29 protein-coding genes are annotated in these 25,758 nt (G+C 34.3%); 22 read left to right on the top strand and 7 right to left on the bottom strand.

Annotated elements, in window-relative coordinates:
* Nucleotides 1-759 precede the first annotated feature (759 nt).
* From FN031_RS02620 to FN031_RS02605, 4 genes are read left to right on the top strand one after another with little or no spacing between them, the layout of a single operon-like run.
* Nucleotides 760-1,488 (top strand): DNA-methyltransferase, encoded by a 729-nt coding sequence (locus FN031_RS02620; RefSeq protein ID WP_142557348.1) that lies wholly within the window; start codon nt 760-762, stop codon nt 1,486-1,488.
* Nucleotides 1,481-2,539: a DNA cytosine methyltransferase gene (locus FN031_RS02615; protein ID WP_142557347.1), complete on the top strand. Its 1,059-nt coding sequence runs from the start codon at nt 1,481-1,483 to the stop codon at nt 2,537-2,539. Before FN031_RS02620 ends, FN031_RS02615 begins: the two co-directional genes overlap by 8 nt.
* 1 nt (nt 2,540) lies before the next feature.
* Nucleotides 2,541-4,394 (top strand): AAA family ATPase, encoded by a 1,854-nt coding sequence (locus FN031_RS02610; RefSeq protein WP_260604681.1) that lies wholly within the window; start codon nt 2,541-2,543, stop codon nt 4,392-4,394.
* Between the two features lie 11 nt (nt 4,395-4,405).
* The gene (locus FN031_RS02605) at nt 4,406-5,689 is read left to right on the top strand and encodes an LlaJI family restriction endonuclease (protein ID WP_142557344.1); all 1,284 of its coding nucleotides are present in this window, start codon (nt 4,406-4,408) and stop codon (nt 5,687-5,689) included.
* A 4-nt stretch (nt 5,690-5,693) separates the two neighbouring features.
* Here FN031_RS02605 and FN031_RS02600 read toward each other — a convergent pair whose 3' ends face one another.
* Nucleotides 5,694-6,857, bottom strand: a complete 1,164-nt coding sequence (locus FN031_RS02600; protein WP_142557342.1) for a hypothetical protein — start codon at nt 6,855-6,857, stop codon at nt 5,694-5,696.
* Between the two features lie 342 nt (nt 6,858-7,199).
* Here FN031_RS02600 and FN031_RS02595 point away from each other — a divergent pair, with 342 nt between their 5' ends.
* The gene (locus tag FN031_RS02595) at nt 7,200-7,799 is read left to right on the top strand and encodes a hypothetical protein (protein WP_142557340.1); all 600 of its coding nucleotides are present in this window, start codon (nt 7,200-7,202) and stop codon (nt 7,797-7,799) included.
* A gap of 41 nt (nt 7,800-7,840) precedes the next feature.
* Here FN031_RS02595 and FN031_RS02590 read toward each other — a convergent pair whose 3' ends face one another.
* The 6 genes from FN031_RS02590 to FN031_RS09110 all read right to left on the bottom strand — a co-directional run bounded on the left by FN031_RS02590 (nt 7,841) and on the right by FN031_RS09110 (nt 12,219).
* Nucleotides 7,841-9,796, bottom strand: a complete 1,956-nt coding sequence (locus FN031_RS02590; protein WP_142557338.1) for a DNA polymerase — start codon at nt 9,794-9,796, stop codon at nt 7,841-7,843.
* Between the two features lie 171 nt (nt 9,797-9,967).
* A complete protein-coding gene (locus tag FN031_RS08990) occupies nt 9,968-10,111 on the bottom strand; it encodes a hypothetical protein (protein WP_173276729.1) in 144 nt (47 codons plus the stop codon).
* A 17-nt stretch (nt 10,112-10,128) separates the two neighbouring features.
* Nucleotides 10,129-10,674 (bottom strand): DUF2815 family protein, encoded by a 546-nt coding sequence (locus tag FN031_RS02585; protein ID WP_000208941.1) that lies wholly within the window; start codon nt 10,672-10,674, stop codon nt 10,129-10,131.
* Nucleotides 10,675-10,678: 4 nt separating this feature from the next.
* Nucleotides 10,679-11,800, bottom strand: a complete 1,122-nt coding sequence (locus FN031_RS02580) for a DUF2800 domain-containing protein (protein ID WP_142557336.1) — start codon at nt 11,798-11,800, stop codon at nt 10,679-10,681.
* The gene (locus FN031_RS02575; protein WP_142557334.1) at nt 11,793-12,110 is read right to left on the bottom strand and encodes a hypothetical protein; all 318 of its coding nucleotides are present in this window, start codon (nt 12,108-12,110) and stop codon (nt 11,793-11,795) included. The genes FN031_RS02580 and FN031_RS02575 overlap by 8 nt, the downstream gene beginning before the upstream one ends.
* The gene (locus FN031_RS09110) at nt 12,085-12,219 is read right to left on the bottom strand and encodes a hypothetical protein (protein ID WP_257994450.1); all 135 of its coding nucleotides are present in this window, start codon (nt 12,217-12,219) and stop codon (nt 12,085-12,087) included. The genes FN031_RS02575 and FN031_RS09110 overlap by 26 nt, the downstream gene beginning before the upstream one ends.
* A gap of 302 nt (nt 12,220-12,521) precedes the next feature.
* On the opposite strand from FN031_RS09110, the gene FN031_RS02570 reads away from it, so the two are divergent.
* From FN031_RS02570 to FN031_RS02490, 17 genes are all read left to right on the top strand, one after another.
* Nucleotides 12,522-14,807, top strand: coding sequence for a phage/plasmid primase, P4 family (locus FN031_RS02570; protein ID WP_142557332.1), 2,286 nt, complete (start codon nt 12,522-12,524; stop codon nt 14,805-14,807).
* A 279-nt stretch (nt 14,808-15,086) separates the two neighbouring features.
* Entirely contained in the window at nt 15,087-15,368 is a 282-nt protein-coding gene (locus tag FN031_RS02565; protein WP_006153521.1) for a VRR-NUC domain-containing protein, read from the top strand.
* Entirely contained in the window at nt 15,349-16,716 is a 1,368-nt protein-coding gene (locus tag FN031_RS02560) for a DEAD/DEAH box helicase (RefSeq protein ID WP_142557330.1), read from the top strand. Before FN031_RS02565 ends, FN031_RS02560 begins: the two co-directional genes overlap by 20 nt.
* A gap of 1 nt (nt 16,717) precedes the next feature.
* Nucleotides 16,718-17,200 (top strand): hypothetical protein, encoded by a 483-nt coding sequence (locus tag FN031_RS02555; protein ID WP_142557328.1) that lies wholly within the window; start codon nt 16,718-16,720, stop codon nt 17,198-17,200.
* Nucleotides 17,201-17,385: 185 nt separating this feature from the next.
* On the top strand, nt 17,386-17,613 hold the full coding sequence (locus FN031_RS02550; protein ID WP_142557326.1) for a DUF7678 domain-containing protein: 228 nt from the start codon (nt 17,386-17,388) through the stop codon (nt 17,611-17,613).
* Between the two features lie 55 nt (nt 17,614-17,668).
* Nucleotides 17,669-17,863, top strand: a complete 195-nt coding sequence (locus FN031_RS02545; RefSeq protein WP_142557324.1) for a DUF6900 domain-containing protein — start codon at nt 17,669-17,671, stop codon at nt 17,861-17,863.
* A 53-nt stretch (nt 17,864-17,916) separates the two neighbouring features.
* Entirely contained in the window at nt 17,917-18,954 is a 1,038-nt protein-coding gene (gene metK, locus FN031_RS02540) for a methionine adenosyltransferase (RefSeq protein ID WP_142557322.1), read from the top strand.
* A gap of 1 nt (nt 18,955) precedes the next feature.
* Nucleotides 18,956-19,321: an HNH endonuclease gene (locus FN031_RS02535; RefSeq protein WP_142557320.1), complete on the top strand. Its 366-nt coding sequence runs from the start codon at nt 18,956-18,958 to the stop codon at nt 19,319-19,321.
* A gap of 262 nt (nt 19,322-19,583) precedes the next feature.
* Nucleotides 19,584-20,015 carry a helix-turn-helix domain-containing protein gene (locus tag FN031_RS02530; RefSeq protein ID WP_142557319.1) on the top strand — a complete coding sequence of 144 codons (432 nt, stop codon included), beginning with the start codon at nt 19,584-19,586 and terminating at the stop codon, nt 20,013-20,015.
* A 1-nt stretch (nt 20,016) separates the two neighbouring features.
* Nucleotides 20,017-21,273 (top strand): site-specific DNA-methyltransferase, encoded by a 1,257-nt coding sequence (locus FN031_RS02525; RefSeq protein ID WP_142557316.1) that lies wholly within the window; start codon nt 20,017-20,019, stop codon nt 21,271-21,273.
* Complete coding sequence (locus FN031_RS02520) at nt 21,270-22,442, top strand: DNA cytosine methyltransferase (protein WP_142557314.1); 1,173 nt, start codon at nt 21,270-21,272, stop codon at nt 22,440-22,442. Before FN031_RS02525 ends, FN031_RS02520 begins: the two co-directional genes overlap by 4 nt.
* 59 nt (nt 22,443-22,501) lie before the next feature.
* On the top strand, nt 22,502-22,714 hold the full coding sequence (locus FN031_RS02515; protein WP_000342240.1) for a DUF4314 domain-containing protein: 213 nt from the start codon (nt 22,502-22,504) through the stop codon (nt 22,712-22,714).
* A gap of 2 nt (nt 22,715-22,716) precedes the next feature.
* Complete coding sequence (locus FN031_RS02510) at nt 22,717-22,947, top strand: hypothetical protein (RefSeq protein WP_142557312.1); 231 nt, start codon at nt 22,717-22,719, stop codon at nt 22,945-22,947.
* A gap of 44 nt (nt 22,948-22,991) precedes the next feature.
* Nucleotides 22,992-23,465 (top strand): phage terminase small subunit P27 family, encoded by a 474-nt coding sequence (locus tag FN031_RS02505; protein WP_049501437.1) that lies wholly within the window; start codon nt 22,992-22,994, stop codon nt 23,463-23,465.
* A complete protein-coding gene (locus FN031_RS02500) occupies nt 23,462-25,054 on the top strand; it encodes a terminase large subunit (protein WP_049501436.1) in 1,593 nt (530 codons plus the stop codon). The genes FN031_RS02505 and FN031_RS02500 overlap by 4 nt, the downstream gene beginning before the upstream one ends.
* A 65-nt stretch (nt 25,055-25,119) precedes the next feature.
* The gene (gene relB, locus FN031_RS02495; protein WP_061421032.1) at nt 25,120-25,413 is read left to right on the top strand and encodes a type II toxin-antitoxin system RelB/ParD family antitoxin; all 294 of its coding nucleotides are present in this window, start codon (nt 25,120-25,122) and stop codon (nt 25,411-25,413) included.
* On the top strand, nt 25,406-25,744 hold the full coding sequence (locus FN031_RS02490) for a type II toxin-antitoxin system RelE/ParE family toxin (protein WP_061421031.1): 339 nt from the start codon (nt 25,406-25,408) through the stop codon (nt 25,742-25,744). The genes relB and FN031_RS02490 overlap by 8 nt, the downstream gene beginning before the upstream one ends.
* Nucleotides 25,745-25,758 lie beyond the last annotated feature (14 nt).

Genomic DNA, 25,758 nt, shown 5'->3' with positions numbered 1-25,758 from the left:
AATGGTCTTAGTTTAACGAGGCATACAGGAGTCGAACCTGTGGCGTTAATCTTAGTGATTATATGTATTTACTTATTAGGCACTGCCCCATTTACGCCTGCCATCACCAAAATTTTAATAAATTCTATCATATTAGTACCTCCAATCCCATACAAACTAATTAATGTTTGAATGAATGTTAAAAAAAGAGTAAGGTCAAATGTAGAATTTGTAAGTAAGACGCATATAGTCACCAGAAAAAAATAAAAAAATTTTTTATCTTTTTTTAATAACTATAGCTTCATTATACTGGATCTTTTTTATAAATTCAAGTGCAGTATTATTTCGTTGTAAAATATCTTAACTAAGTTATTTAACTCTATTAAATATATTATCGTTTTTTTAAAATTATAGGAAGATAAACTAATAAGTTATAAACATATTTTTGAAATTAACATTATTAACTTTTAAATGATTAGAATATTATAAAATTATTTTGAGATTGTATTTTAATATTGAACTGAAAACGGAATACTTGTGGTAAAATAGTAATTAGAACTCTATAGAGGAGACTACTTTAAATAAAAACTAGTTATGATCCTCGTTGAATTATTTTAAGAGAAAATTATTATTGTTCCGAGTAATGAGAGTTTGTTAAATTAATTGCCGACGCTTATTCTAATAAAGTAAAAGAATAGTGAATCACAACGGATATTTTGTTAAAACTTCAGAGTTTCTGTCTTGTGAGGTAGTAGAGTTAAAAGAAAGTAGTAATTTAAAATGACAGTTGTAAAATTGTATAATGATGATTGTGTTCAAGCTTTAAAAGAAATTGAGGATAATTCAGTTGATTTAATTTTAACTGATCCTCCATACAATTTGGGAGCTTTTATGAAAAATAGAGATACTAATTTACACAAAATGCGAGAAAATTTTTTTGGAGCTGCAGGTTGGGATAACATGGAATATGATGTTTGGCTGTCTTCAATGGATAATTTTTTTAATGAAAGCTCAAGAATTATAAAGAATGGAGCAAGCATGGTTATGTTTATGTCATTAATAAAAATTGAGACTATTATACAATTAGCCGAAAAGTATGGTTTTTATTATAAAACAACAGGTATCTGGCATAAAACTAATCCTATGCCAAGAAATATGAATCTTCATTTTGTTAACTCAACTGAAGCATGGCTTTATTTTACATATAAAACTAGAACTGGAACTTTTAATAATGATGGTAAATTATTTCATGATTTCATTGAGACATCTTTAGTAACAAAAAATGAAAAAAATCATGGTAAGCATCCAACTCAAAAACCTATCCAATTAATAAGTCATTTTGTTGAATTACTTTCTAATAAAGGAGACACTATTGTTGATCCGTTTATGGGGAGCGGTACTACAGGTGTTGTTGCTAAAAGCTTAGGTCGGAATTTTATAGGAATTGAACTCAATCAAGATTACTTTAATATTGCATCTAAAAGAATTATGGAGCTAGATAATGAGTAATACTGTGATAGATTTATTCTCTGGTGTAGGCGGAATGTCATTAGGTTTTGAACAAGCAGGATTTCATACTGTTATTGCTAATGAATTTGATAAAAGTATTGCGAATGCTTACAAAAAAAATCATTTAGAAACAGAAATGATTATTGGTGATATAACATCCTTAGATTTAGAACATGAGTTTGGAAAATTCAAACACAAAATTGATGTAATTATAGGCGGTCCTCCTTGTCAAGGGTATTCTCAAAAAGGTAGTCGTAAAACAATTAATGATGAAAGAAATTTTTTATTTAAGTATTTTGTTAAAGTAGTAGAATTAGTTTCTCCTATATATTTCGTTATGGAGAATGTTCCTAATTTACTTACTTCAGAAAATGGTTATTTTCGAAAAGAATTAACAGATCTTTTCGAAAAGTTAGGATATAGTCTTGCTATGGATATTGTTGATGCATCAAATTATGGTGTTCCTCAGCGCAGACGTCGTGCTATAATTATTGGGAAAAAAGGGCCAAAACCAATTGATTTTATATTAGAAGACTCTGAAAAAGTAACAATCTGGGATGCTATTAGTGACTTAGCATTTTTAGAGTCAGGAGAGGGTTGTGATAAGCAAGAGTATTTGTTTCCAGCTGAGACAGAATATCAAGAAGAAATGCGACAAAATTCATTGAATTTGTTTAACCATAGGGCCACAAATCATTCAAAAATTGCTCTAGAGAGACTACGTCTAATACCCGAAAATTCTGGAAAAGATTCTCTACCAAAAGAACATTTAACTAAATCGATTTATAGCGGAACGTGGGAACGAATGAAACGTAACGAGCAGGCAGTAACAATCACTACTAGATTTGATACTCCATCTTCTGGTAAGTTCACTCATCCTTTTTTACATAGAGCTATAACTGTTAGAGAAGCAGCCCGATTACAGTCATTTCCTGATGATTTTATTTTTTATGGCACCAAAACTTCTCAAATGAAGCAGGTAGGAAATGCTGTACCACCAAAATTATCTAAAAAGATTGCAGAATTAATCCGAAAAGATATGGAGAAATAATATGGAAAAAGTATCAAATATAAAAAAATATACTCCAATAGATTTAAAGTTAGGAATAAAGTCTTCAATGCCAAAAGTAAAATCAACAATTTCTTTATTGTTATTGATGGTATTATCTAACGAAAATTGTTATTCTATCGACTATTCAACTGAAATTAACGATAGTATTGAAATTTCAGATGTAGAATTTAAAAAGATTTTGAATAAGTTATCTATTCTTGGAGATGATATTAAAATCGACGAGAATGATTTTAAAAATATAATTAATGAAAATCAAATTTTTAAATCTCAAATTGAAGCTTTAATTGTGACATTTGAACTGTGTTATGAACTTGCTAGATTCACATTTTTAGATCAAGATAAAACCTTTAGTGCTGAGAGAAGTGGCGGAAAACGTTATAATAAAACAGTTAGCTTTACAACTAATATTGATTATTTTATTATTTTTGCAAAAAATAATGAAAAAGATGTTTTATGTATATTGCTAAATTGGTTGGGTCTTGATTTTCAAGTAAATAAGGAATTAGAAGAATCTCTTATTAGATTATTAACTCTTTTTTCAGAAAAAGCTTTATTTAAACTTTCTCACCAAAATGAAGATGTTATTTTTAACAACCTTTCAATGTACGAGTCCGTTCTGAAACACGATCAAGTTGACATTTTAAGTGAAGTCGAACCTAAAGGTTCATTGCGTATATTATATTCTCTTTTAAATGAAGGATTAAACTATTTTCTCCAATATAATAAGAATCAGGTTTCTTTAAAACCTCCTAAAGAAAAAGAAGTTTTATTGAGTTATAGTAAGAGATTAGAGAGGTATTTTGAAGTCGAAAATAAAAAAGACTCTCTAAAACAAATGGATAGTATTTCTGAAGATACTATAAAAGACTTTAATTTGGGCAATGGCCAAAATATATTATTGTATGGTGTTCCAGGCTCTGGAAAAAGTCATAAAATTGCTACAGAATATTGTAATGATGAATCACGTATGGAACGACTGGTGTTCCATCCTGATTATATGAATACTGATTTTGTCGGACAAATTTTGCCTGTTGTAAAGGAAAATGGAGATATAACATATAGTTTTGTTCCTGGACCTTTTACAAGAATATTAAAAAAAGCTATTGATAACCCAACCGAGCATTTTTATCTAATAGTTGAAGAACTAAATAGAGGAAATGCACCAGGTATCTTTGGTGAAATTTTTCAATTACTTGATAGAGATGAAAATGGAACAAGCGTATATGGTATCAATAACTCAGTAATAGCAGAAGAGGTATATGGTGATAAGACAAAACAAATTCGTATTCCCTCTAATTTGTCTTTATTAGCTACCATGAACACTGCTGATCAAAACGTTTTTACACTTGATACTGCTTTTCAAAGAAGATGGATCATGGAAATGATAGAGAATGATGTAGAAGCATCAGATTATGCTGGTTATTTTATTGCTGATTCTCAGTACACGTGGAGTATTTTTAATTCTGTTGTAAACAACCAAATACTGGAAACTAGCAATCAAACTCTATCTTCTGAGGATAAGAGAATGGGAGCTTATTTTATCTCATCAAAAATACTAAATAAAGAGTATATACAAGAATTACCATCTGATGATGAACTATTAAATGAGTTCAATGAAAAGAACAAAAGATTTGCAGAAAAAGTTCTAAAGTATCTTTGGGATGATGCATTTAAATTTAATAGAGGTACTCTTTTCAATATTAATGAATTTGCTAGTTTAGAAGCTATTATTAAGCACTTTACAGATAACCAAAATTCTGGTAAACAGAGATTTGCAATTTTTACAAATGATATAATTGATAAATTTGATTTAAAGCTTCCAAAACAGCCGTGAGGTAGCAAAAAATGAGTCTGTATTTACCGAATAAATCTTTAGTTGATATGTGTAGGGTTGCTACTAATATTGAAGGCGACACATTTGTTGGAATAAAGGCAGAAATAATTAATGATATTCAGGAAGTGACGGTCAATTTCCCATTAGGTTATGATTTACCTAAAGATTCAGAAACGGCCCGTAATGATATTATCTCTCTTATTTCTATTTTACAAAATTACAATGATAACAATTCTAGGTTAAAATCTGTTAATATTAATCAGGCACTAAAAACAGTGAATTTCCCTATGGAAGCTTATGCAGTAGTTATTCATTATTTTTTGGATAGAGGAACTTATTATAAAGAGAATGAAGAGTATTATGTTCAATCTTTAGGTGGACGAGTAAATTGGGCAAGGACAATCAAGAAAGTTCAGCCTATTGCTCAATCAAACGGATTTAAATTTTTGAAAATGGAATCAAAAAGACAGAGTGATACTGAAATTACGTTATTAACTGAAATTAACAAGTATTGTGTCTATGAAGCTTTTTTAAATTTAGGATGGCTTTATAAGTTACCGTTGCCAGAAAAACCTAGAATCGAATACAATAGACCACAATTTGAATCAATTATTAAAGAAAAGATTGCTGTTACCAATAATGATATTGAACGTCGATTATTTCAAAGTATGTTAGATATTTTAGATTATAAGGACCATAAAAAGGAACCAGATCAGTTTTATTTTGGAACTAATAATTTTCAATATATATGGGAGCGTTTGATTGATTTTACTTATGGAATCCCAAATAAACAAGACTATTTCCCTAGAACTCAATGGAACTTGATATATGAGACAAAGAATGCTAAGGGATATGCATTAGAACCAGATACGATTATGTCGAATGGAGATGATGTATTTGTTCTTGATGCCAAGTATTATAAATTTGGTCAAACGAATGCCACGAAAGATTTGCCAGCTTCAACAAGTATTAATAAGCAGATTACTTATGGAGAGTATATAGCATTTCATGAAAAGTTTAAACAAATTCATGGAGAAAACTTTAAAGTTTATAACGCATTCTTAATGCCTTTCTCAAAAAGTCATAAAATCTTTAAAAGTGATACTATGTATCAGTATATTGGAGAAGGTTTAGGAGAATGGAAAGGTCAAGACAAAACTTTTGAGCGAGTGCAAGGAATATTAGTGGATGTAAAATCACTTATAAATAATAATTCACCTAAAAGAGTAGAATTTATTCGTGAACTTTCTGAATTGATTGCCGAAAAAGTTTCAGATAATATGAAAAACAACTGATGAATTATGATTCATCAGTTGTTTTTTTATATTTTCTTCTATATCTTCTTTGAGAAGCAGAGTTCTTACAAGATTCACAACAATATTTTTTTAGACTATTTGACCGCTGAATGTAAAAAGGTGTATTACAACCAATGTTTTCACATATTTTATACATACTTAATTCTAAATTTGAATAGAATAGTGAGAAATAGAATGCTGAAAGTAAACTAGGTAAAGACCAATCCGGTTGAAATGTCTTTGAATTTAGTTTCGGAGTAACATCTGATAAACCATTGTTAATCTCATAAGCAAGAATTTCTTTTGATACATCTATTAGAAATTCTATTAGTTCAGGATGATGTTTAAACGGTTCTAGTGAGATATTTGGTATATTTGAATCGTATTCAGAAAAATCAAAAACCCCAACATATTTGTAGAATAAATATAAAAAATCAATAATTCTAATAGTTAAATTAGTAAAATTAGAGTTTTTATTTACATATAGGTAAATAGTATCCCTAAAACTTTGGGGATAATTTTGATTATCAATAAAATCTTCGTAATCAATAATGTTTAAGTCAGAAGTGCTACCTGATTCTATATAATAATTTTGAATATTAAGAAAAGTACTAATTGTCCCATTAGCATTTTTAACTTGGTAACATAAATTATCAATATTTTTAGCCGGTAAAGAATTTCTAAGATTTCTATATGGATAAACAGATTTTATCTTTAATTCAGTTTCGCCCAGTGATAATGTTCTATCACTCTGTGATATATAGTTAAAAAATGTAGCTAAAAGTTTATTGGAATCAGTTTGTCCGTGAACATTGTTAAACAGATTAATTAGTAGTTTAAATTTATTCTGAAGACTAAATACATCATCTATAGAAATGCTATCATAAAGTTCTTTGCTTTTCCAATCAAATAGAAAACCATATTTATCAAAATAACTTACTAGGTTTGTTTCAGTCAATGCAATAAACTCACCTAGTGGGTTGTTTTTCTTATCTTCAGTATTTTTTGCTACTAATCCTGATAGACTATCAAAATAGAATTCTATCTCTCTATGTTCTTCTAAGTGTGAACAAAATAACTTTTTTTCCTCAGCACCTATATTAGGATTAAATGTATTACTAATAGAATAATTTTCTATAGAATTCTTAAATGTAAATGAATATTGCATTATAAGGTTACTTTCTTGGTTATCTCTAATAAATTATAATCTATTATCTTCTAAAAATCAATAACGATTAATATAAATAATCTAGTTTATTGTTATCTTCCGATAGTCATTTACTTAAGTTACAATATAACTATAGAAGTAATCTTCTATATTACTAAACTAACTTTAAAACTGAGTCATGACGATGACCATAATTTCAGAAGTGGAGAAGTTAGGTACTATTTCAGCTTGTGAAATTGGCTGACCGATACATAGAGGAAAGTACTATGCGGTCAATAATATATTTAATGCATATTGAGTTGTCAGAACTGCTTTCGGTATTAACAGAAAGTCAGTCAAACAATGACAATTCAAGTAAAAAAACGTCAATCAAAGTATAACCCTTCAAGATATGAAAATGAAAAGGCATATAACGATGTACCTTGTGCACTTAATCAAGTTCTTGCTCCTTTTGTAATTAGAGATAAGGAAATGAGACAGAGCAAAGATATCAATCCTAACAACTTAAAAACATTTAAGTTTTATGGGAAAGCTGTACTTGTAGGTTTTGTACCAGTTAATATTGAGGACTTTGACAATGTCATTAAAATCTTCAATATGGATGTTAACGAGTATCTTAATCGTTATACGAAAGGTAATGACTTATCTTTAGATGAGATGTTGAATAAAATGTCTAGTAACGAAAATGTAGGTTTCGACCCAACTGGTGTAGACTCTCACGAAGAGATTATTATGATGTTAGAAACAATTCGTGAACTGATTGAAGAAGTAGAACGTCGAAATAAGAAATATGGTCAAATTCTAAGACTTATTTATGAGAATATGGACATCGCAAAACAAGATATTATTTCTACACTTGGAATGAAAAAGACTCAAGGTTATGAAACTATTAAGAAAGCTCAAGCAATGGCCAAAGAAGTCTACAGAGAATTAAATCAATAATAAAAGAATTCCGCTATCCTATTTAGGATGCGGATTTTTCTTTAGTCTTTTTGATAGAAGTAGCATTCATACCCTTCGGCCCGTAGATTGATGTCTTTCATCCAGTTTGGAGAAATGGACATTTGATCAGATATTTCATCCAGTTTTTGCGTTGGTAAGCACTCGATGATAAGCTCATCGTGAATATGCCCAACGATTTTCTTATCTTTTAGTTGTTTTATTGAATGAGCTAATATATCTCGACTAATTCCTTGAACGATGTTTTCGACAAACTTTGGACCATAACTTTCCAATCTTTCCCATCGTTTTGCAGAACCGGTTCCCTCATACGTTACTGATTCTCCTCCGAATTGGTTCTCTCCAATTCTTGGTTTCACATAAGCTAATTTTCGTCCAGATGGGAGAGTAATAAATAACATTCCTTTTTCAACACTGAATAGAATACCATGACTTTCCGTTTCGGTTTGTCCCTTGATAGCAGTCTTGACAGCCTTATCGATATCCCACCACAAAAGGACAATGTTAGGATTGGCTGTTCGCCAAGAATCAACAAGAGGTTGTAGTTCTTCTTCAGCTAATCCCATCTCAATAGCTCCCATTGCTTTAAGAGCACCTATAGAACCACCGTAGCCTAGTGCTAACTCTGCGATCTTTCCCTTTTGACGTAAGTGTGCATTAACTCCATGTTTCTCTACTGGGACATGGAACATTTTACTGGCACTGGCGCAGTAAATGTCCTCTCCTTTATTAAAAACTTTAGTTCTCCACGTCTCACCTGCTAGATGAGATAGAACACGGGCTTCAATAGCAGAAAAGTCGCAAACAATAAATTTCTTATCTTTACGAGGAATAAATGATGTTCGAATAAGCTGTGACAGTGTATCTTGAACATCATAGAGAAGTTCAACAGTATCACTATCTTCAGTTGTAAAAAGTAATCTTGCTTCATTTATGTCTTTTAAGTGGTTTTGTGGTAGGTTTTGAAGTTGTACCAGTCGTCCAGCCCATCGCCCAGTTCGGTTTGCTCCATAAAATTGGAACATTCCTCTTACACGTCCATCTTTACAAACACAATTCATCATTGCCTGATATTTGGATACACTTGACTTCGCTGCTTGCTGACGTAATTTTAGAACCCTTGCAGTTTTTTCATCAACTTTATGTAAAAGGTTATTTACAGTCTTTTTATCGAGTGAATCTGTTTCTATATTATGCTCACGTAACCAACCTATCATCTGTAGAACGGAGTTGGGATTTTCAAGACCTGTTAAAGCTTTCAATTCTTCTTGGATTTTTGCTTTACTCTCTGCATCAATTTTGATAGCTGACTGGACAAAATCAACATCAACTCCAATGCCACAGTCATTGATCTTCTGATCAAAGTGGTACTCATCCCATACAAAGTCAGGAACAGGGAAGTTTTGCAACCTTTTTTTAATTGCTAGTTCAACTTCTACATCTCGTTTATTATATTCGATGAAATTTTTCCATTTCTCTGGCGCGTGATTTTCATAATTACGTGTTCGACCACCATTTATTTTTGTGGGTTTACAAGGAAAGCAGAAGTAGCGAATTAATTCACTCCCAACTTTTAGTTTTTGTTCACTAAGTTTAAGAATCGTACCCACACCTTCAAGTGATAATGGCAGTCCCAAGTACGCAGACCAAATCATGCTACATCGCCAAGAATTTGGGGATAAAAAGTTTTCATTAAGTAATGTTGGGTAATGTTTCTTAATCCAATTAGACAGGCAAATGCGCTCAAATGTTGCGTTAAAAGCCCATTTAATGACTGTATCATCAAGCAAGGCTTGTAGGATGAGATTTGGAAGTTTATCCTTAGTCAGATCATAAACAATTACAGGAGCATTATTTATAGATACTGCTAGAAGAAGGATTTCAAAAGATTCATCTTCCGCATATCGATAGACTCCAGTTTTCCGTAGGTCTACATCACAGTAAGTTTCTATGTCTACTGATAGTTCTTTAATTTGCATAATTCATCCTTTCATAAAAAGGTGGCAGGAAGAACTGCCACCATGTTTTAGTGTTTATTTCTGCGACTAAAGAATCGTTCTCTCTCATATCTGATGTCATTGCGAATACTAACATATAAAAGATGGCTTAGTAAAGCGATTGTGAGACAAGATGCAACAGTCCATAGAAACTCAATTATTGTCATTTGCATTCACCATTTTTTGTTTTCTCTCTTTTTCTGAGCGGATATCATCTCGAATTGTCATAAACGCAGCATATAGTCCAGTGAATAGCCAAACTGCCATTAAGATAGTCATAAAAATTGAAAAAATCATCTTTCATATCTCCTTTCTTAGTTTAAGAAATCATCATCGTCTGTAGCGAAGTCATCTTCAGCACTTGTACGACCTCCCAGTGGCTCACCATCGCGCAATTTTTGGAGGTTATTAAGACCGCAAGCAATTCCCTTATTTCCGTTTGAATTGAAAGCGTAGAATGAGATGCTGGCACGTCCATAGATACCAGAATATAACTCTGAAGTATCAATAATTTCTTGACGGTTAGCATCAACAATACCAGGTTTATGTGGAGAGTTCGCATTCACGAAGTAGGCATTGCGATAAGCTTCATCATCAGGACGTTCCAAGTCCCCATCTCGTAGTGGTGTTTTCAATACTTCTAATGATGGAACGGATTTTCCGTTCCCTTTTAGTTTAGATTCACCTTCTTTATAGGCTTGTTCAATTGCTGCTTTAATTTTATCAATAGTTTGAACATCATCTTTTGAAATGATGAGTGACACGCTATACTTTGGTTTACCGCCATTAATAGCTTTGGGTTCATTTGCGTTTAAATAACTAAAACGTGTATCTTTTCCTGTGATTACTTTAGTTGTCATAAGTTTAGTCCTCTGTAAAATCTGTTTTTGCTAGGTTCATTTCTTGACGATTATCATCAATTGGAACGAGTGTAGGTTTTCCATTTGGCTTTGTAATTAGATTACCAAGAAGCTCATTAAAGGCTTGTTTTCCAAGCAGTTTGGTCATCCCGGTAATGTTTAGTAGTTTCTTTTCATAGGGGTCAAATCCTGCAGCAGTTACTGTTTGAATTACTTTATTTTCATCTGAGAATTTTCGAATAGAACGTCCTTCAACTAGCTTGTAACCTGGGATTGTATGGCCATTTGTAGCTAAATTTAAAGCATGATTTCTGACATCGTTAGCCCATGTTATCAATAGTTCAATTTTAGGTAAAATCTCCGATATATCTTTATTACTGAGAGTAGCAGGATCAGCAAATTCCATCTTGGCAAGTTCTAGATTATCTTCTGCACGTTTGCGACAGATACTTTTTATTTTGCAGAACTGGCAGTGTTTTCCTGATTTCATTTCTCCTTCACCCTTGAAAGCTAGTTCAGCTTTAGGAGATAGTTCAGTTTCAGCCCAGTGAAGTAGTTTTTCTTTGTCCATTTCAAATGTTGAAACATTGTGCTTTCGTGGTTGGAAAATAGTCATTGTCACTTTATCAAAACTGTATAAACCTTCAAACATTTCTAAAGCACCTAGAGCATAGCACATCATTTGGGGGTTATGGTCAGCATCAACCAGTACACCGAGACCGTGTTTATAATCGATGATTTGTAGCAAACCATCAGCCACAATAATACAGTCTCCTGTACCAAAACCTTCTGGAACCCATTTTGAGAAATCTAGTCTCTGTTCAACAAGAACGGTTGGATCTCTAGAATATGTTTTTGCAATTTCTATCTGTTCAACTACATAGTTCCGATATTCTTCTGCGCAATGTTGCATTTCCTCGTTATAGAAAGTTAAGTTTGCAGTAGGATCACGCGCCTTACGTCCAAGTGCAGTTTCAACTAAATAGGCACACAACTCATGGGCGTCTGTTCCTTCCAAAGCATACGTTGATACCTTATCTTCTAGTTTTTCGGTTAATCTTACTGATGGTGGACAATTTAGCCATCGATGAGAAGCAGAAGCGGATAATACAGCATGATTAGTCAATACCAATACCTCCAGCCTCTTCCATTAAAGCTGAGTAGTTTTTAGGATCTAATTTTGAAAGTGAATCAGCACCATAAGCTTTTAGCAAAGCTCGAATCTCATCTTTAAATCCTTCACTAGCTTTTGTAGCAAGCACACCACGTAGTTCTTCAAGAGTAACATGTCTTGGTTCTTCCATAACTTTTTCGTGACTTGAAGAAGTGTTTTCCTCAGACAGTAGTTCTTGAAATTCCTCTATAATTCTTAACTGGCACTTTGTTGATTCCTTCATCTCATTTAATAAGTCATTCAGTTGTTTCATTTTGCTCATATTGTTCGTCCTCTTTAATTTTTTTAGCTAGTTGTTTTGAGATAACACTGATGGCAGTTAGTGTATCTACTAATTGTTCATCGTGTTCAATCAATTGTTCTTTTGTCATTTCACATCCTCCTATCTTTATAGGTAAGAATCACTTTAGAATTTCCGGATTTCAAAAATATTTTTCTATTCGATTTCTAATTCTTACACCTGTATAGGTAAAAAGAGATAATTAAATTCCGGTTTTTTCAAAAATTAATAAAAAATTTAAAACAAAGAAAACTCTCCCTTTGACATATAAAGGAAGAGTATTTTTTTGAAATAAATTTCTACTGAACCGGAAAATAGCAGGCAATTTTTACCTATAAAGATAGAAAGAGAAATAGACTCTCAATTTATTAGCAGATTAAGGAGGAGTTGCGGATGAAATTTTCGTTATGTCATTCTGGAAAGACAGGTATCCAAACAAGTACTTTATATCCCAATGAAGTCAGAATAACAGATGACAAATCATTATTGAATACAGTTCAATACGATCATGTAGGTGCAGAGTTTACCAATCACACTCGCTCAAACTCAAATTTTATAAAATCAAATGTTATTGTCATGGATATTGATAATGACAAGACAGACAACCCTAACGAGTGGGTTACAGAAGAGAACATTAAAGAAATCTTTATTGATTATGACTTTGCTTTGGTTACTAGTCGAAACCATATGTTGTCTAAGGGTGCCATGATAGCACGTCCAAAATTTCATATTTATTTCCCAATTAAAGAAACGAACAATAGAGAAACTTATGTTGCTATGAAAGAAGAGCTCACGAATAGGTATCAATTTTTTGATGATAATGCAAAAGATGCAGCAAGGTTCTTCTTTGGTAATCCAAATGCAAAAGTCATATGGAATGATTCCTGGATGACTATCGATGAAGATTTACTTCAACTTAATCCTATAGAGATAGAAGAAGATTTTGATGCTGACTTTTATAGACCATCTAAAGGACCTATCGCTGAGGGAAGTCGAAATTCAACCATGTCAGTTTTTGCGGCTAAAATTCTTAAAAGATTAGGAGTTACACAAGAAGCAAGAAGTGGTTTTGATGAGCAGGCATCCAGATGTGAACCGCCATTAGAAAAATCTGAACTAGACACAATTTGGGGAAGTGCAGTTCGATTTTACAATAAGACTATTAAAGATTCAGATGATTATGTTTCGCCAGATACCTTTAATCGGCCTTCTTTAAAACCGGATGATTTTTCTGATATCGGGGAAGCTGGAGTATTAGCTAGAGAGTATGGTGATGTTTTAGCTTATACAAATGCGACAGACTATTTAACTTTTAATGGTCAGTATTGGAAAGAAGATAAACAATTGGCCATAGGAAAGGTTCTTGAGTTTATGGACTTTCAACTAGCAGATGCTCTTGAACAATACGAAAAGTCCGTTATAGAGTTAGTCAACTCTGGAATTGATGAATCAGTAGTTCGTGAAGGTGGTAAAGCTCTTGCTAAAGTGATTGAAACACCGATTCAACAAAAACTTCATTCTATTTATCTTTCCTCAAAATCTTATTATCAGTTTGTTATGAAGCGAAGAGATTATCGCTATATTACTGCGACTCATAATACTGCAAAACCAATGCTAGCCATTGATTTATCAGAACTTGATAAGGACGATATGTTGCTCAATACTCCTAACGCTACCTACAACTTAAGAAATGGACTTAGGGATTACCATGAACATGACCCAAAAGACTACATCACTAAGATAACCACGGTTTCTCCAGGTGATGAAGGCTTGGGATTATGGAAGGAAACTTTAGCTACTTTTTTCTGTAATGACCAGGAGTTGATTGATTATGTACAGGAAATCATCGGTATGACAGCAATCGGAAAAGTCTATCAAGAACATATGATTATCGCTTATGGCGGAGGAGCCAATGGGAAATCAACCTTTTGGAATACAATCGCTAGAGTACTTGGAAGCTATTCTGGCAAATTATCTGCAGATGCTTTAACCATGAATAATAAACGAAATGTAAGTCCAGAACTTGCTGAGTTAAAAGGGAAACGTCTTGTTATTGCTTCTGAAATGGCAGAAGGAATGAGATTGAATACAGCAGTTGTGAAGCAGATTACCTCAACTGACGAAATTCAAGCAGAAAAGAAGTATAAGGATCCATTTCATTTTGTTCCATCTCATACGCTGGTACTTTATACGAATCATTTACCAAAAGTTGGAGCAAACGATGAAGGAACTTGGCGACGTTTGGTCGTTATTCCATTTAATGCCAAAATTAGTGGTCGTTCAGATATCAAGAATTTTGCGGATTATCTGTACGATAATGCTGGGTCAGCAATTTTATCGTGGATTATTGAAGGAGCGGAAAAAGCCATCAAAGCAAATTTTAAAACATCAGTTCCAAAAGCAGTAATAAATTCTGTCAAATCCTACCGTGAAGCTAATGACTGGTTGGGGCATTTCATCAATGAAAGTTGTGTCGTGGGTGAAAAATTAAGTGAGAAATCAGGAGAATTGTACAGTAAGTATCGTGCATATTGCCTTCAAAATTTAGAATACACACGAAGTACAACTGATTTCTATGCTGCACTTAATCAAGCTGGTTATGAACGAAAACGGACTAATAAAGGGAATTTTATTATAGGGTTATCATTAAAAGCTGATGACGATGATTTTCTAAACTAATGACTTACACAAGTGAGGGTGTATCTCCCCTAGATTTTAAATCAAGTATTTTTGGAGTGTAAGTCGTTGAAGTATTCAGTGAAAAATATTTTGTGAAGTATGGTCAAAAAGTTTATGGATTAAGTTCCACGACTTCCATTTTTTTGTTTAGTGTAAGTCAATGATGGTCTTTTCTAAAACTATCTCTATAGGAAATATAACTAAGAAAAAGTATATAAGGAAAGTTAAGGATATGACCTCATTAGACCTCCACCATTTAAATCTGATGAGAGGACAAGTATGAGAGAAAAAGTGATCGAACAAAAGTTAGCAAGCGAGGTTTTAAAGCGTGGTGGTATCTGTCCAAAGTGGGTATCACCTTCCTTTTCAGGAGTACCTGACCGACTGGTATTCTTACCCAATGGCAAGTTTGGTTTGGTGGAAGTAAAAGCACCTAATCAACATCCTAGAGCTTTGCAGGTGTCACGGCATAAGTTATTTGAACATTTAGGATTTCGAGTCTATGTTTTAGATAATAAGAAAGATATTGAGGGGATATTGGATGAAATTGAAACTGCATGACTATCAAGAAGTCACCAAAGACTTCATAATAAGAAATCCTCATGTAGCAGTCATTTTAGACATGGGGATGGGAAAAACAGCTACCACCCTGTCAGCCATTAACGAACTAATGTTTGACCGTTATGAGGTCTCAAAGGTTTTGGTTATTGCTCCGCTTAGAGTCGCAAATACAGTATGGAGTGACGAAATAGAGCAGTGGCAAGAACTGTCTCATCTGAGATATTCAAAAATTGTGGGTACTCCAAAACAACGACAAGAAGCACTCCAAAAAGATGCGGATATCTACATTGTAAATCGTGAAAACATCCCTTGGTTAGTTGAAGAGTGTCATCCGCATTTCAAGTGGGATATGATTGTCATTGATGAATTAAGTTCATTCAAATCATGGCAATCAAAACGTTTTAAAGCTTTTATGGCCATGCGCCCCTACATGAAACGAGTGGTAGGTTTAACAGGCACACCGAGTTCCAACGGATTGATGGATTTGTTTGCGGAGTTTAAAGTCATAGATGGTGGTGTCCGTTTGGGTCGTTTTATTGGAGAATACCGAAGTCGTTATTTTAGAGAGGGACGTAGAAATGGAAACGTCGTCTATGAATATATTCCAATGGACTATGCAGAGTGTCAAATCTTTGACAAGATTGATGACATCACAATTTCTATGAAAGCAATGGATTATCTACAAATGCCAACATTAATCTCAGCGAAAAAATCAGTCCATCTCACAAACGCAGAAGCAAAAAGATATAAAGACTTTAAAAAGGAATCTGTTATTTATGATTCTAACGAAATTGAAGTAACAGCAGCAAATGCTGCTAGTTTATCCAATAAACTGGTTCAAATGGCAAATGGTGCTGTTTATTCTGATGATCATAGAATTATCAAGTTACATGATCAAAAACTAGATGCACTTGAAGATATTATCGAAGCAGCAAATGGAGAACCTGTGTTGGTTGCTTATTGGTTCAAACATGATTTACTTCGTATTCAAGAACGAATGAAAAAACTTAGGATTCAAAGTACAGTTCTTAAAAGTGAAACTGATATTCATGAATGGAATAAAGGGAATATCTCTGTGGGTTTGCTACACCCAGCTAGTGCAGGACATGGTCTAAATTTACAAAAGGGAGGTCATCATTTAGTGTGGTTTGGGTTAACTTGGTCTCTTGAACTTTACCAACAAACCAATGCTAGACTTTGGCGTCAAGGGCAACAATCAAACACAGTCATTATTCAGCATATTGTAACGGAAGGTACAATTGATGATGATATTCTAAAAGCTTTAACTGCTAAGGACGCGCAACAATCACGTTTGATTGAAGCAGTAAAAGCACAAGTAGGAGGTTGATATGGATAAAGTAGACTACTATTTTCAACACTATCAAGATGCAAAAAGAGATTTAACAATTGCAAAGAACTTGATTGAAAACTATAAACCCATTTCAGAAGATGCTTTTCTCTATTCTCTTGCTACTAGACAGACAAATGAAGAACGTGTTAAAACGAGTAAAACTAATGTTAGAACAGAAAATATGGCTCTATCTTTTCATGATAAGTTCTTAGCAGAGGAAAAAGAATATCAGGAGTCACTGTTTGAAAAGTACTGTCATTTAAAAACTGATCTCGATTTTTTTGAACTTGCTGTTTCTTCTGTTGATGAAATTATGAGAGATGTAGTAGTTGATTTAGTCTTAGCTGGATTGACATGGGATGAGTTACTACCTAAACATAATGTTTCTAGAATGACAGTTAGTCGATATAGACAAAAAGCCTTAAAACAAGTAAAAGAATATTACCGTTTTGCTGGTAAAACCTTGAGTATAAATGGATAATGATACTAGGGTGTTACTAAGGTGGTACTACCCTGTTACTAAGTTGTTACTAAGATGGTACTGCTTTTTAAAAATGACTGTGTTATACTTAAGATGTCAAAAAAGATAGAAAATCTGCTAAGTTAACTGGATAAAATTCTAATTCTACGGTAATATACACCTAGAAAAATAAGAGGAGAATAACCATGTGGACTAGAGGTCAGATTCATTATCACGGACGAATAGTTGATTACATAGCAAAAGTCAGTGACCAACCTTCAGATGTAGGTATTGATTTAGGATGTGTATTCAAATTAGAGGTTGATGTTGCTGAAAATACTATCATTTCTTATGACAGAGGATGGGATATCTACCCAGAATCTGATGAACAAGAAGCTATTCTTGAAGTGATTTTGAAAACTTTAAAAGTTTAAAATATCTTTAAAATAATGCACAAATGACTGGATATATCCCGCTCTTAGAGGTAATATGGTTACAACAAAAAAGAAAGAGGATAAAACCATGAAGAAAGAGGATATTTTAACAAAAATCGCAAAAAATAGAATTGGCGCTGAAACGCTAGAAACGAGAAATAGCGACAGCCTTGACTTTTATGACATCAGCGTTTGGGCATTGAAAGAAATGCTTGAACAAGCCTATGAAGTAGGTAGAAAAGCAAAATAAAAAAAAAAACAGAGCCTTACCCAAATGGGGAGGCTTTTTGCGTGGAGGAAATAATGATTATTACGAGTGAACAAGTATCTAATGGTCATCCAGATAAAATTTGTGACCAGATTTCAGATGCAGTTCTAACAGTATGTTTAGAACAAGATAAGAATAGCAGGGTTGCAGTAGAAACTCTTATCAAAGATAATCATATAGTGGTTGCTGGTGAAATGAAAACAACAGCCTTGTTTGATTTAAAAACTGTTGTTCGAAATGTCGTTAAACCACTAGGAATGGAAAATATCATTGTGACAAATCTTATCGGATTACAAAGTGATGATATTTCTCAAGGTGTTGATACAGGTGGTGCTGGTGACCAAGGTATGATGTATGGCTATGCAACTGATGAAACTAACGAATACTTACCGCTTCCCTACGTTTTAGCAACTCGTGTTCTTGAGAATCTTATGGAACTTCAGCATCCGCTCTTAGGGAAAGATGCTAAGGCACAGGTTTCTTATGATTATGACAATAAAAGAATTACAACATTCTTAGTATCAATTCAGCATAGCGATGAAATGACAATTGAGAATCTAAGAGCTATTGTTAAAGAATCTATGATGAAAGTTGCTAAACGGTATAGACAAAACCTTGATTTTAATATTTTAGTGAATCCCACTGGTCGTTTCGTTCTTGGTGGTTCTTATGCAGATGCTGGAGTTACTGGAAGAAAAATTATTGCTGATACCTATGGTGGATTTGCTCATCATGGTGGTGGTGCATTTTCAGGAAAGGATCCAAGTAAAGTGGATCGCTCAGGAGCTTATATGGCACGTAAGATTGCAAAAGACATCGTTCGTGAAGGATATGCTAAACGATGCGAAGTTCAATTAGCATACGCTATAGGGGTTGCAGAACCGGTTTCTATTCATGTAGAAACATTTGGAACAAGTAACTATACGAGCAAACAATTGGTAGGAATGATTAAAGAACGGTACGATTTAACACCGAAAGGGATTATCAAGGAGTTGGATCTTCTAAACGTAGACTACACTCAATCTACATGTTTTGGACATTTTACGAAACCAACTCTTCCTTGGGAGCAGTAAGATGCCACGTAGACCAAGAACTCCCTGCAAGCAGAATGGTTGTCCAAACCTTGTGACCTATGGAAACAAGTACTGCGATGACCACAAGACTAACCACTCACTTGACGCCAGGACAACTAAAGCTAAAGGTTACAATTCACGGTGGAATAAGGCGAGGATTCGTTACTTAAAGCTCAATTCTCTCTGTGTTTACTGTCAAAGAGAAGGTCGACTGACCAAGGCAACAGTGGTTGATCATATCACTCCCCACCGAGGTGACCAAGAACTCTTTTGGAATCAATCTAACTGGCAAGCTCTCTGTAAATCTTGTCATGATAGAAAGACCAAGACGACTGATAGATATGTGGAATATACCTATCGGTTTTAATATTGTAGATTCGTTTTAAAAGTATTTATTTTTTTCTCTCTGGGGTAGGGGGGATAAAATCTCTAAACCCTTGTCCGTAAAAGACCGAAGCCCCCTTAAACGTAAAATTTCGCAAAATTGATAGGGTGGGATATAAAAATCAATTCAAAATAGTAAAGAATCCAGTAAGAATATAGAATTAAGTGAGTGTTATTTTCGTAAATTTGTTTAAATTTAGGTACGAAAATAACCTTATTTTTTAGTATAAAAGTGAGGAACAGGTATGAATAACTATCAACGAGAACAAATTTGGTTACTTAGAAAAAATGGCTTAGGATACGGTGAAGTTGCTAAAGCAATTGGTCTATCTAAGGACTCTGTTAAGAAGTATTGTAAAAGACATCCTGAGTTAAAGGGACAAGGAACATTACCGTATTTGATGGTTGAGAAACGAGTTCAAGATGGTACAAACTGTCCTCAATGTTTTCAACCTATGGTTCCTAATAAAACTGGACGACCGAAGAAATTTTGCTCAGACAGGTGCAGAATAAATTGGTGGAAAAATCATCAAGAGGAACATGATAAGGAACAAACTGCATATGAAGAAATGACTTGCCAGTGTTGTGGTAAGTCATTTTTATCTTATGCCAATCCCAATAGAAAGTATTGTAGCCATGCCTGCTACATACAGATAAGATTTTACAAAGGAGTCTAAAATGACGAACCAACCAACAATGGAAATAAAAGAACTTCCTCTGAAAGAATTAAAGCCTGCAGCTTATAATCCTCGAAAGAAACTGAAAAAAGGGGATAAAGAATATGAAAAAATTAAACAGTCGCTTCTAAAGTTTGGATATGTTGACCCTATTATTGTCAATGAAGATTTAACTGTAATTGGTGGTCATCAACGCTTGACAGTTCTTAAAGACCTTGACTATGAAACTGCTAAGTGTGTAATTGTAAAGCTTTCTAAAGAAGATGAGAAAGCATTGAACATTGCACTCAATAAGATTACAGGTCAATGGGATGAAACTCTCTTAGCGGACTTACTTTTGGATTTACAGGAGTCTGATTTTAATCTAGACCTGACTGGTTTTGAACCGCCAGAGATTGATAATATCCTCTCTAATGTCCATGACAAGGAGTTGTCTGAAGATGAGTTTGATGTGGAAGAAGAATTGAAGAAACCAACGGTATCAAGACGTGGCGATATTTGGCAACTCGGAAAGCACCGAGTCATTTGTGGTGATTCTACCAAATCAGAAACCTACGACCAATTACTTGGTGATAAGAAAGCTAATTTAGTTGTAACAGATCCGCCTTATAACGTTGACGTTGAAGAGACGGCTGGGAAAATCCTAAATGATAATATGTCTGACGGTGACTTCTATCAGTTTCTCCTTTCTATGTTTACTCAAGTAGAAAATCACATGGAAACTGATGCATCTATCTATGTTTTTCATGCGGATACGGAAGGACTCAACTTCCGTAAAGCTTTTAAAGATGCTGGTTTCTATTTGAGTGGGTGTTGTATCTGGAAAAAGAACTCACTTGTATTAGGCCGTAGCCCATATCAATGGCAACATGAACCTTGTTTATATGGGTGGAAGAAAAAAGGAAAGCATCAATGGTTTAGTGATCGGAAGCAAACTACCATTTGGGAATATGACCGTCCTAAGTCTAGTAAAGACCACCCAACCATGAAACCAATTCAACTTATGGCTTACCCTATTCAAAACTCTTCTATGCGTGGAACAATAGTTTTAGATCCATTTTTAGGTTCTGGTTCTACTTTAATAGCTGCAGATCAGACTGGACGTGTTTGTTATGGAATCGAGCTGGATGAAAAGTTTGTGGATGTCATTGTAAAACGCTATATAGAAATTACAGGCGATACTGAAGTAACCGTACAACGTAATCATGAGGTTTTAACTTATAACCAAGTGTTAAAGGAGTTGGAGGAACAAGTATGACACTAACATTTCTAGATTTCTTTTCAGGAGTTGGTGGCTTTCGACATGGGCTAGAATTAGCAGGAATGAAATGTATAGGATTTTGCGAAAAAGATAAGTTTGCACGCAAGTCTTATGAAGCAATGTATGATACGAAAGGAGAATGGTTTCATGACGATATCACAACAATCGATCCATTACGATTACCAAAAGCAGATCTCTGGTGTGCGGGAAGCCCTTGTCAAAATGTGTCTATCGCAGGGAAACGAGCCGGCCTATACGGTGAGCGAAGTGGACTCTTTTTTACATTTGTTGAACTCATCAAAAGCCAAAAAGAAGAAGATAAACCCGAATGGGTTCTCCTTGAAAATGTTAAAGGACTTTTATCAAGTGGTGGGGGAAGAGATTATCTCGACTATCTCTCTATCTTGGATGAATCAGGGTACGACCTTGAATGGCAAGTGTTCAACTCAAAAGATTACGGAGTACCACAAAATAGAGAGCGCATCTATACTATCGGACATCTTAGAAGAAAAGGTCGACGACAAGTACTACCTATCAGCAGAGAAAGCAGTAGCCATCTTAAGCAACTTGTAGGCGGTATGCAAAGCTACCGTGTCTACGACCCTAGTGGTATTGCAACAACACTTGTTGGAGAGGGTGGAGGACTAGGAGCTAAGACAGGTCTATATCTGATTGACCAATCGCTAACTGGACCAAAATTAACTGAAGAAGCAAGATGTATAACTGCTCGTTACACTGCTGGTGCGACAAAGCGAACAGCAATGAACTCTGGAGTGCTTGAGGTTCAACCAATTTTGGCACAAGGTATCAAGGTTAGGAACGGAACAAAGCAAGGTTACCAATTGGCGGAGGTCGGTGACTCAGTTGATCTTTCTTATCCAAGTTCATTAACGAGAAGAGCAAGAGTAGGGAGAGGAATAGCTCACAACCTTTCATGTAGCTGCCAGATGGGCGCAGTAGTTTGGAATGGTCGTGTTGTCAAAATTAGAAAACTTACTCCAAAAGAGTGTTTTAGACTTCAAGGTTTCAGTGATGACTTATTTGAAAAGGCAAAAGCTGTAAATTCAGATGCACAACTTTATAAACAAGCAGGAAACGGAGTCACAGTACCAGTTGTGTATGCTATTGGTTGTGCTATATTATCTTCAAAATATCATCAGAAATAACTGGATAAAGATGAACTTTAGAGTTAATATGTACTAAACAAAAGAGAAGAGGTTATATTATGGACGACTTAAAAGTGAAGACTTTGAAATCATTGTATCCCAATGGAACTCGAGTCAAATTACTCGAAATGGAGGATCCATTTGCACCACCTATAGGTACTCTCGGTACGGTAATTGGTGTTGATGATATTGGTTCAATTTTAGTGAATTGGGATAATGGACAAAGTTTAAATGTACTTTACGGAATTGATAAAATAATGAAATTGAGATAGTTATGTGGGAAATGATAACTAGAGAATTCAATGGTCGGCACTATCATATTGAGTTTCTTAGGGAATACAGTACTTATGATCGACATATTGATAGAGCTTGGATAGCAATCCTAAAAATTAAACGAAATAAAGAAATAGTTTTTCATTATGAATATGGTAAAATCACTGACCGAATGGATGATTTTGATAAAATTATCTATCAAGAAATAGTGGATACATACAATAAATTATAATTTGGAACTCGATGTGAGTTCTTTTTATTTTAGGAGGTGAATTAGTGGCAATTAGAGGACGTAAACCGAAACCTACAAATTTAAAAGTTCTAGAAGGTAATCCTGGTAAACGGCCTCTCCCAACGAATGAAGTAAAACCTCAAAAGAAGGCTCCACGTTGCCCCCAGTGGCTTGAAGAAGATGCTAAGAGGGAATGGAAACGGATGGGAAAAATATTGGAACAAATGGGATTACTGACGGAAATGGATATGACTGCATTTGCAGGTTATTGTCAAGCTTACGCACGATGGAAAGAAGCAGAGGAATTTTTATCAAAACATGGTTCTATCTTAAAGACACCAAATGGTTATTTACAGCAAGTTCCACAAGTTTCAATTAGTCAAACTAATTTAAAAATCATGCTGAAGTTTTGTGAACAATTTGGTCTAACCCCATCCGCTAGGAATCGTTTAGCTACTATGGATTCAGATGTTGGTAACGGTGACGAAATGGAAGATTTGTTGGGAGGTTTACTATGACTTTTCATTATGAACCAACTCCTTTTATGCTAGCTACATCACATTATGATAAAAGTAAGGCTGATAGAGCAGTGACTTTTATTCAAAACCTTTGTCATACTAAAGGAAAATGGGCAGGTCAGAAGTTTATACTTTTACCCTGGCAGGAACAGATAGTACGAGATTTATTTGGGATTGTTAAAGAAGATGGGAATCGTCAATTTCTAACTGCCTATATTGAAATTCCAAAAAAGAATGGGAAGAGTGAACTAGCAGCAGCAATCGCTCTTTATCTACTTTATGCAGATAATGAAGCCAGTGCAGAGGTTTATGGTGCTGCATGCGACCGAAATCAAGCCTCTATTGTATTCGATGTAGCAAAACAAATGGTACTAATGAGTAGACCTTTAGAGAAACGTTCAAAAATAATGGGTGCTACGAAACGAATTGTTAACTACTCTAATGCAGGTTTCTATCAAGTTTTGTCCGCTGAGACTGGTACAAAACATGGTCTCAATGTTTCAGGACTCGTGTTTGACGAAATTCATGCGCAACCCAATCGCCACCTCTATGATGTCTTAACTAAAGGTTCAGGGGATGCACGAGAACAACCCTTATTTTTTATCATTACTACTGCAGGAACAGATAAGAATTCAATTTGTTACGAGTTACATACAAAAGCACTTGATATTTTAAACGACAGAAAGAAAGATACATCTTTTTATCCTGTCGTTTATGGTTTATCTGGTGAAGAGGACTGGAATGACGAAAGTAACTGGTTAAAAGCAAATCCGTCATTAGGTCATACCATTGGTTTAGACCGTGTCAGAGAAGCATATAAACAAGCACTCGATAATCCTGCTGAAGAAAATGTATTCAAGCAACTACGGCTAAATATGTGGACAAATTCTACAGTTGCTTGGATTCCAGAACATGTATACAACAAAGGGGATGCACCAATCAATTTTGAAAGCTTGAAAGGTCGTGAGTGTTATGCAGGACTAGACTTGTCAAGTACATCCGACATCACAGCCTTTGTTTTAGTTTTTCCACCTAGGAATGAACTAGAAAATTACATCATTCTACCCTATTTCTGGTTACCAAAAGATACTCTTGAACTTCGTTGTCGTAGGGATCATGTTTTGTATGATGTATGGGAACGGCAAGGTTATCTAAAGACGACAGAGGGTAATGTTGTTCATTATGGCTTTATAGAGAAGTTCATTGAGGAATTATCAAAGCTATACAATATAAAAGAAATCGCCTATGATAGATGGAATGCAACGCAAATGGTGCAGAATCTAGAAGATATGGGGCTGACAATGATTCCTTTTGGTCAGGGGTACAAGGATATGAGTCCACCGTCAAAGGAATTATTCAAACTTATGATGGAAGGTCGTATACAACACGGAGGACAACCTGTTTTAAAATGGATGTCGCAAAACGTAGTTATGCGCCAAGACCCTGCAGGCAATATCAAACCAGATAAAGAGAAATCAATTGAAAAAATCGATGGAATTGTTGCTCTTATAATGGGGATTGATAGATGTATTAGACACCAAAATAATGATAGTAGTATTTATGATGAGCGAGGAATACTAAGCTTTTAGTTGAATTTTAAATCTAAAGATGATACAATGTATTTACAAAACATCTTTACAAAGAGGTATTAATCATGGCAAGTACTCAACCTGTTAATTTTAGAGCTGATTCGACTTTTTATCAACAAACGAAAGAAATCTTAGCTGATGAAAAGTTAACCCTGTCAGATATCTTTAATGCTGCACTTCGTAAAATTGCGACAGGTGCGGTTGACCCTAAAGAGTTCGTATTTAGTGATTCACAAGAGACCCAATATCAGGTTGCTTTTGAAGACTTGAAAAAAGAGATCTTGTTGGGACATCAAGAAATTGAGCAAGGTAAACTAACCTCTTTAGCAGATGTAAGAAAGGAATTTGGACTTGGTTAATCATAAGCGTTACCATGTTTCTCTTACGGATCAAGCTAAGAAAGACTTGAGAGAAATACATGATTATATTGTACTGAATTTTTACAGCCAACAATCTGCCGATAGTAAACTAGACCTTATTTTAACGGCACTAGAAACTTTAGAAACATTTCCAGAAGCATGTCCTTTGGTATCGAGTCGAGGTTACGGTGAATTAACAGATGACGGAAAACGTTACCGATATATGCCAATTGAAAATTACTTAGCTTTTTATTATATCGACAAATATGAAGTTTATGTCTCCAGAATTTTAAATTCCAAGCAGAATTGGGCTAAGTTATTCAATAAGTAAATTCAATTTTAATT

It is taken from the genome of Streptococcus mitis (assembly GCF_902159415.1).
Taxonomy (GTDB): domain Bacteria; phylum Bacillota; class Bacilli; order Lactobacillales; family Streptococcaceae; genus Streptococcus; species Streptococcus mitis_BG.
Note: the sequence above shows the minus strand (reverse complement) of the source record. Positions and strands in the feature narration are given on the sequence as shown.

What these genes read in the sequence shown, in the direction of transcription:
- FN031_RS02620 (WP_142557348.1), top strand. Translation starts at nt 760, where the DNA reads ATGACAGTTGTAAAATTGTATAATGATGATTGTGTTCAAGCTTTAAAA.
- FN031_RS02615 (WP_142557347.1), top strand. Translation starts at nt 1,481, where the DNA reads ATGAGTAATACTGTGATAGATTTATTCTCTGGTGTAGGCGGAATGTCA.
- FN031_RS02610 (WP_260604681.1), top strand. Translation starts at nt 2,541, where the DNA reads ATGGAAAAAGTATCAAATATAAAAAAATATACTCCAATAGATTTAAAG.
- FN031_RS02605 (WP_142557344.1), top strand. Translation starts at nt 4,406, where the DNA reads ATGAGTCTGTATTTACCGAATAAATCTTTAGTTGATATGTGTAGGGTT.
- FN031_RS02600 (WP_142557342.1), bottom strand. Translation starts at nt 6,857, where the DNA reads ATGCAATATTCATTTACATTTAAGAATTCTATAGAAAATTATTCTATT.
- FN031_RS02595 (WP_142557340.1), top strand. Translation starts at nt 7,200, where the DNA reads ATGACAATTCAAGTAAAAAAACGTCAATCAAAGTATAACCCTTCAAGA.
- FN031_RS02590 (WP_142557338.1), bottom strand. Translation starts at nt 9,796, where the DNA reads ATGCAAATTAAAGAACTATCAGTAGACATAGAAACTTACTGTGATGTA.
- FN031_RS08990 (WP_173276729.1), bottom strand. Translation starts at nt 10,111, where the DNA reads ATGATTTTTTCAATTTTTATGACTATCTTAATGGCAGTTTGGCTATTC.
- FN031_RS02585 (WP_000208941.1), bottom strand. Translation starts at nt 10,674, where the DNA reads ATGACAACTAAAGTAATCACAGGAAAAGATACACGTTTTAGTTATTTA.
- FN031_RS02575 (WP_142557334.1), bottom strand. Translation starts at nt 12,110, where the DNA reads ATGAGCAAAATGAAACAACTGAATGACTTATTAAATGAGATGAAGGAA.
- FN031_RS09110 (WP_257994450.1), bottom strand. Translation starts at nt 12,219, where the DNA reads ATGACAAAAGAACAATTGATTGAACACGATGAACAATTAGTAGATACA.
- FN031_RS02570 (WP_142557332.1), top strand. Translation starts at nt 12,522, where the DNA reads ATGAAATTTTCGTTATGTCATTCTGGAAAGACAGGTATCCAAACAAGT.
- FN031_RS02565 (WP_006153521.1), top strand. Translation starts at nt 15,087, where the DNA reads ATGAGAGAAAAAGTGATCGAACAAAAGTTAGCAAGCGAGGTTTTAAAG.
- FN031_RS02560 (WP_142557330.1), top strand. Translation starts at nt 15,349, where the DNA reads ATGAAATTGAAACTGCATGACTATCAAGAAGTCACCAAAGACTTCATA.
- FN031_RS02555 (WP_142557328.1), top strand. Translation starts at nt 16,718, where the DNA reads ATGGATAAAGTAGACTACTATTTTCAACACTATCAAGATGCAAAAAGA.
- FN031_RS02550 (WP_142557326.1), top strand. Translation starts at nt 17,386, where the DNA reads ATGTGGACTAGAGGTCAGATTCATTATCACGGACGAATAGTTGATTAC.
- FN031_RS02545 (WP_142557324.1), top strand. Translation starts at nt 17,669, where the DNA reads ATGGTTACAACAAAAAAGAAAGAGGATAAAACCATGAAGAAAGAGGAT.
- metK (WP_142557322.1), top strand. Translation starts at nt 17,917, where the DNA reads ATGATTATTACGAGTGAACAAGTATCTAATGGTCATCCAGATAAAATT.
- FN031_RS02535 (WP_142557320.1), top strand. Translation starts at nt 18,956, where the DNA reads ATGCCACGTAGACCAAGAACTCCCTGCAAGCAGAATGGTTGTCCAAAC.
- FN031_RS02530 (WP_142557319.1), top strand. Translation starts at nt 19,584, where the DNA reads ATGAATAACTATCAACGAGAACAAATTTGGTTACTTAGAAAAAATGGC.
- FN031_RS02525 (WP_142557316.1), top strand. Translation starts at nt 20,017, where the DNA reads ATGACGAACCAACCAACAATGGAAATAAAAGAACTTCCTCTGAAAGAA.
- FN031_RS02520 (WP_142557314.1), top strand. Translation starts at nt 21,270, where the DNA reads ATGACACTAACATTTCTAGATTTCTTTTCAGGAGTTGGTGGCTTTCGA.
- FN031_RS02515 (WP_000342240.1), top strand. Translation starts at nt 22,502, where the DNA reads ATGGACGACTTAAAAGTGAAGACTTTGAAATCATTGTATCCCAATGGA.
- FN031_RS02510 (WP_142557312.1), top strand. Translation starts at nt 22,717, where the DNA reads ATGTGGGAAATGATAACTAGAGAATTCAATGGTCGGCACTATCATATT.
- FN031_RS02500 (WP_049501436.1), top strand. Translation starts at nt 23,462, where the DNA reads ATGACTTTTCATTATGAACCAACTCCTTTTATGCTAGCTACATCACAT.
- relB (WP_061421032.1), top strand. Translation starts at nt 25,120, where the DNA reads ATGGCAAGTACTCAACCTGTTAATTTTAGAGCTGATTCGACTTTTTAT.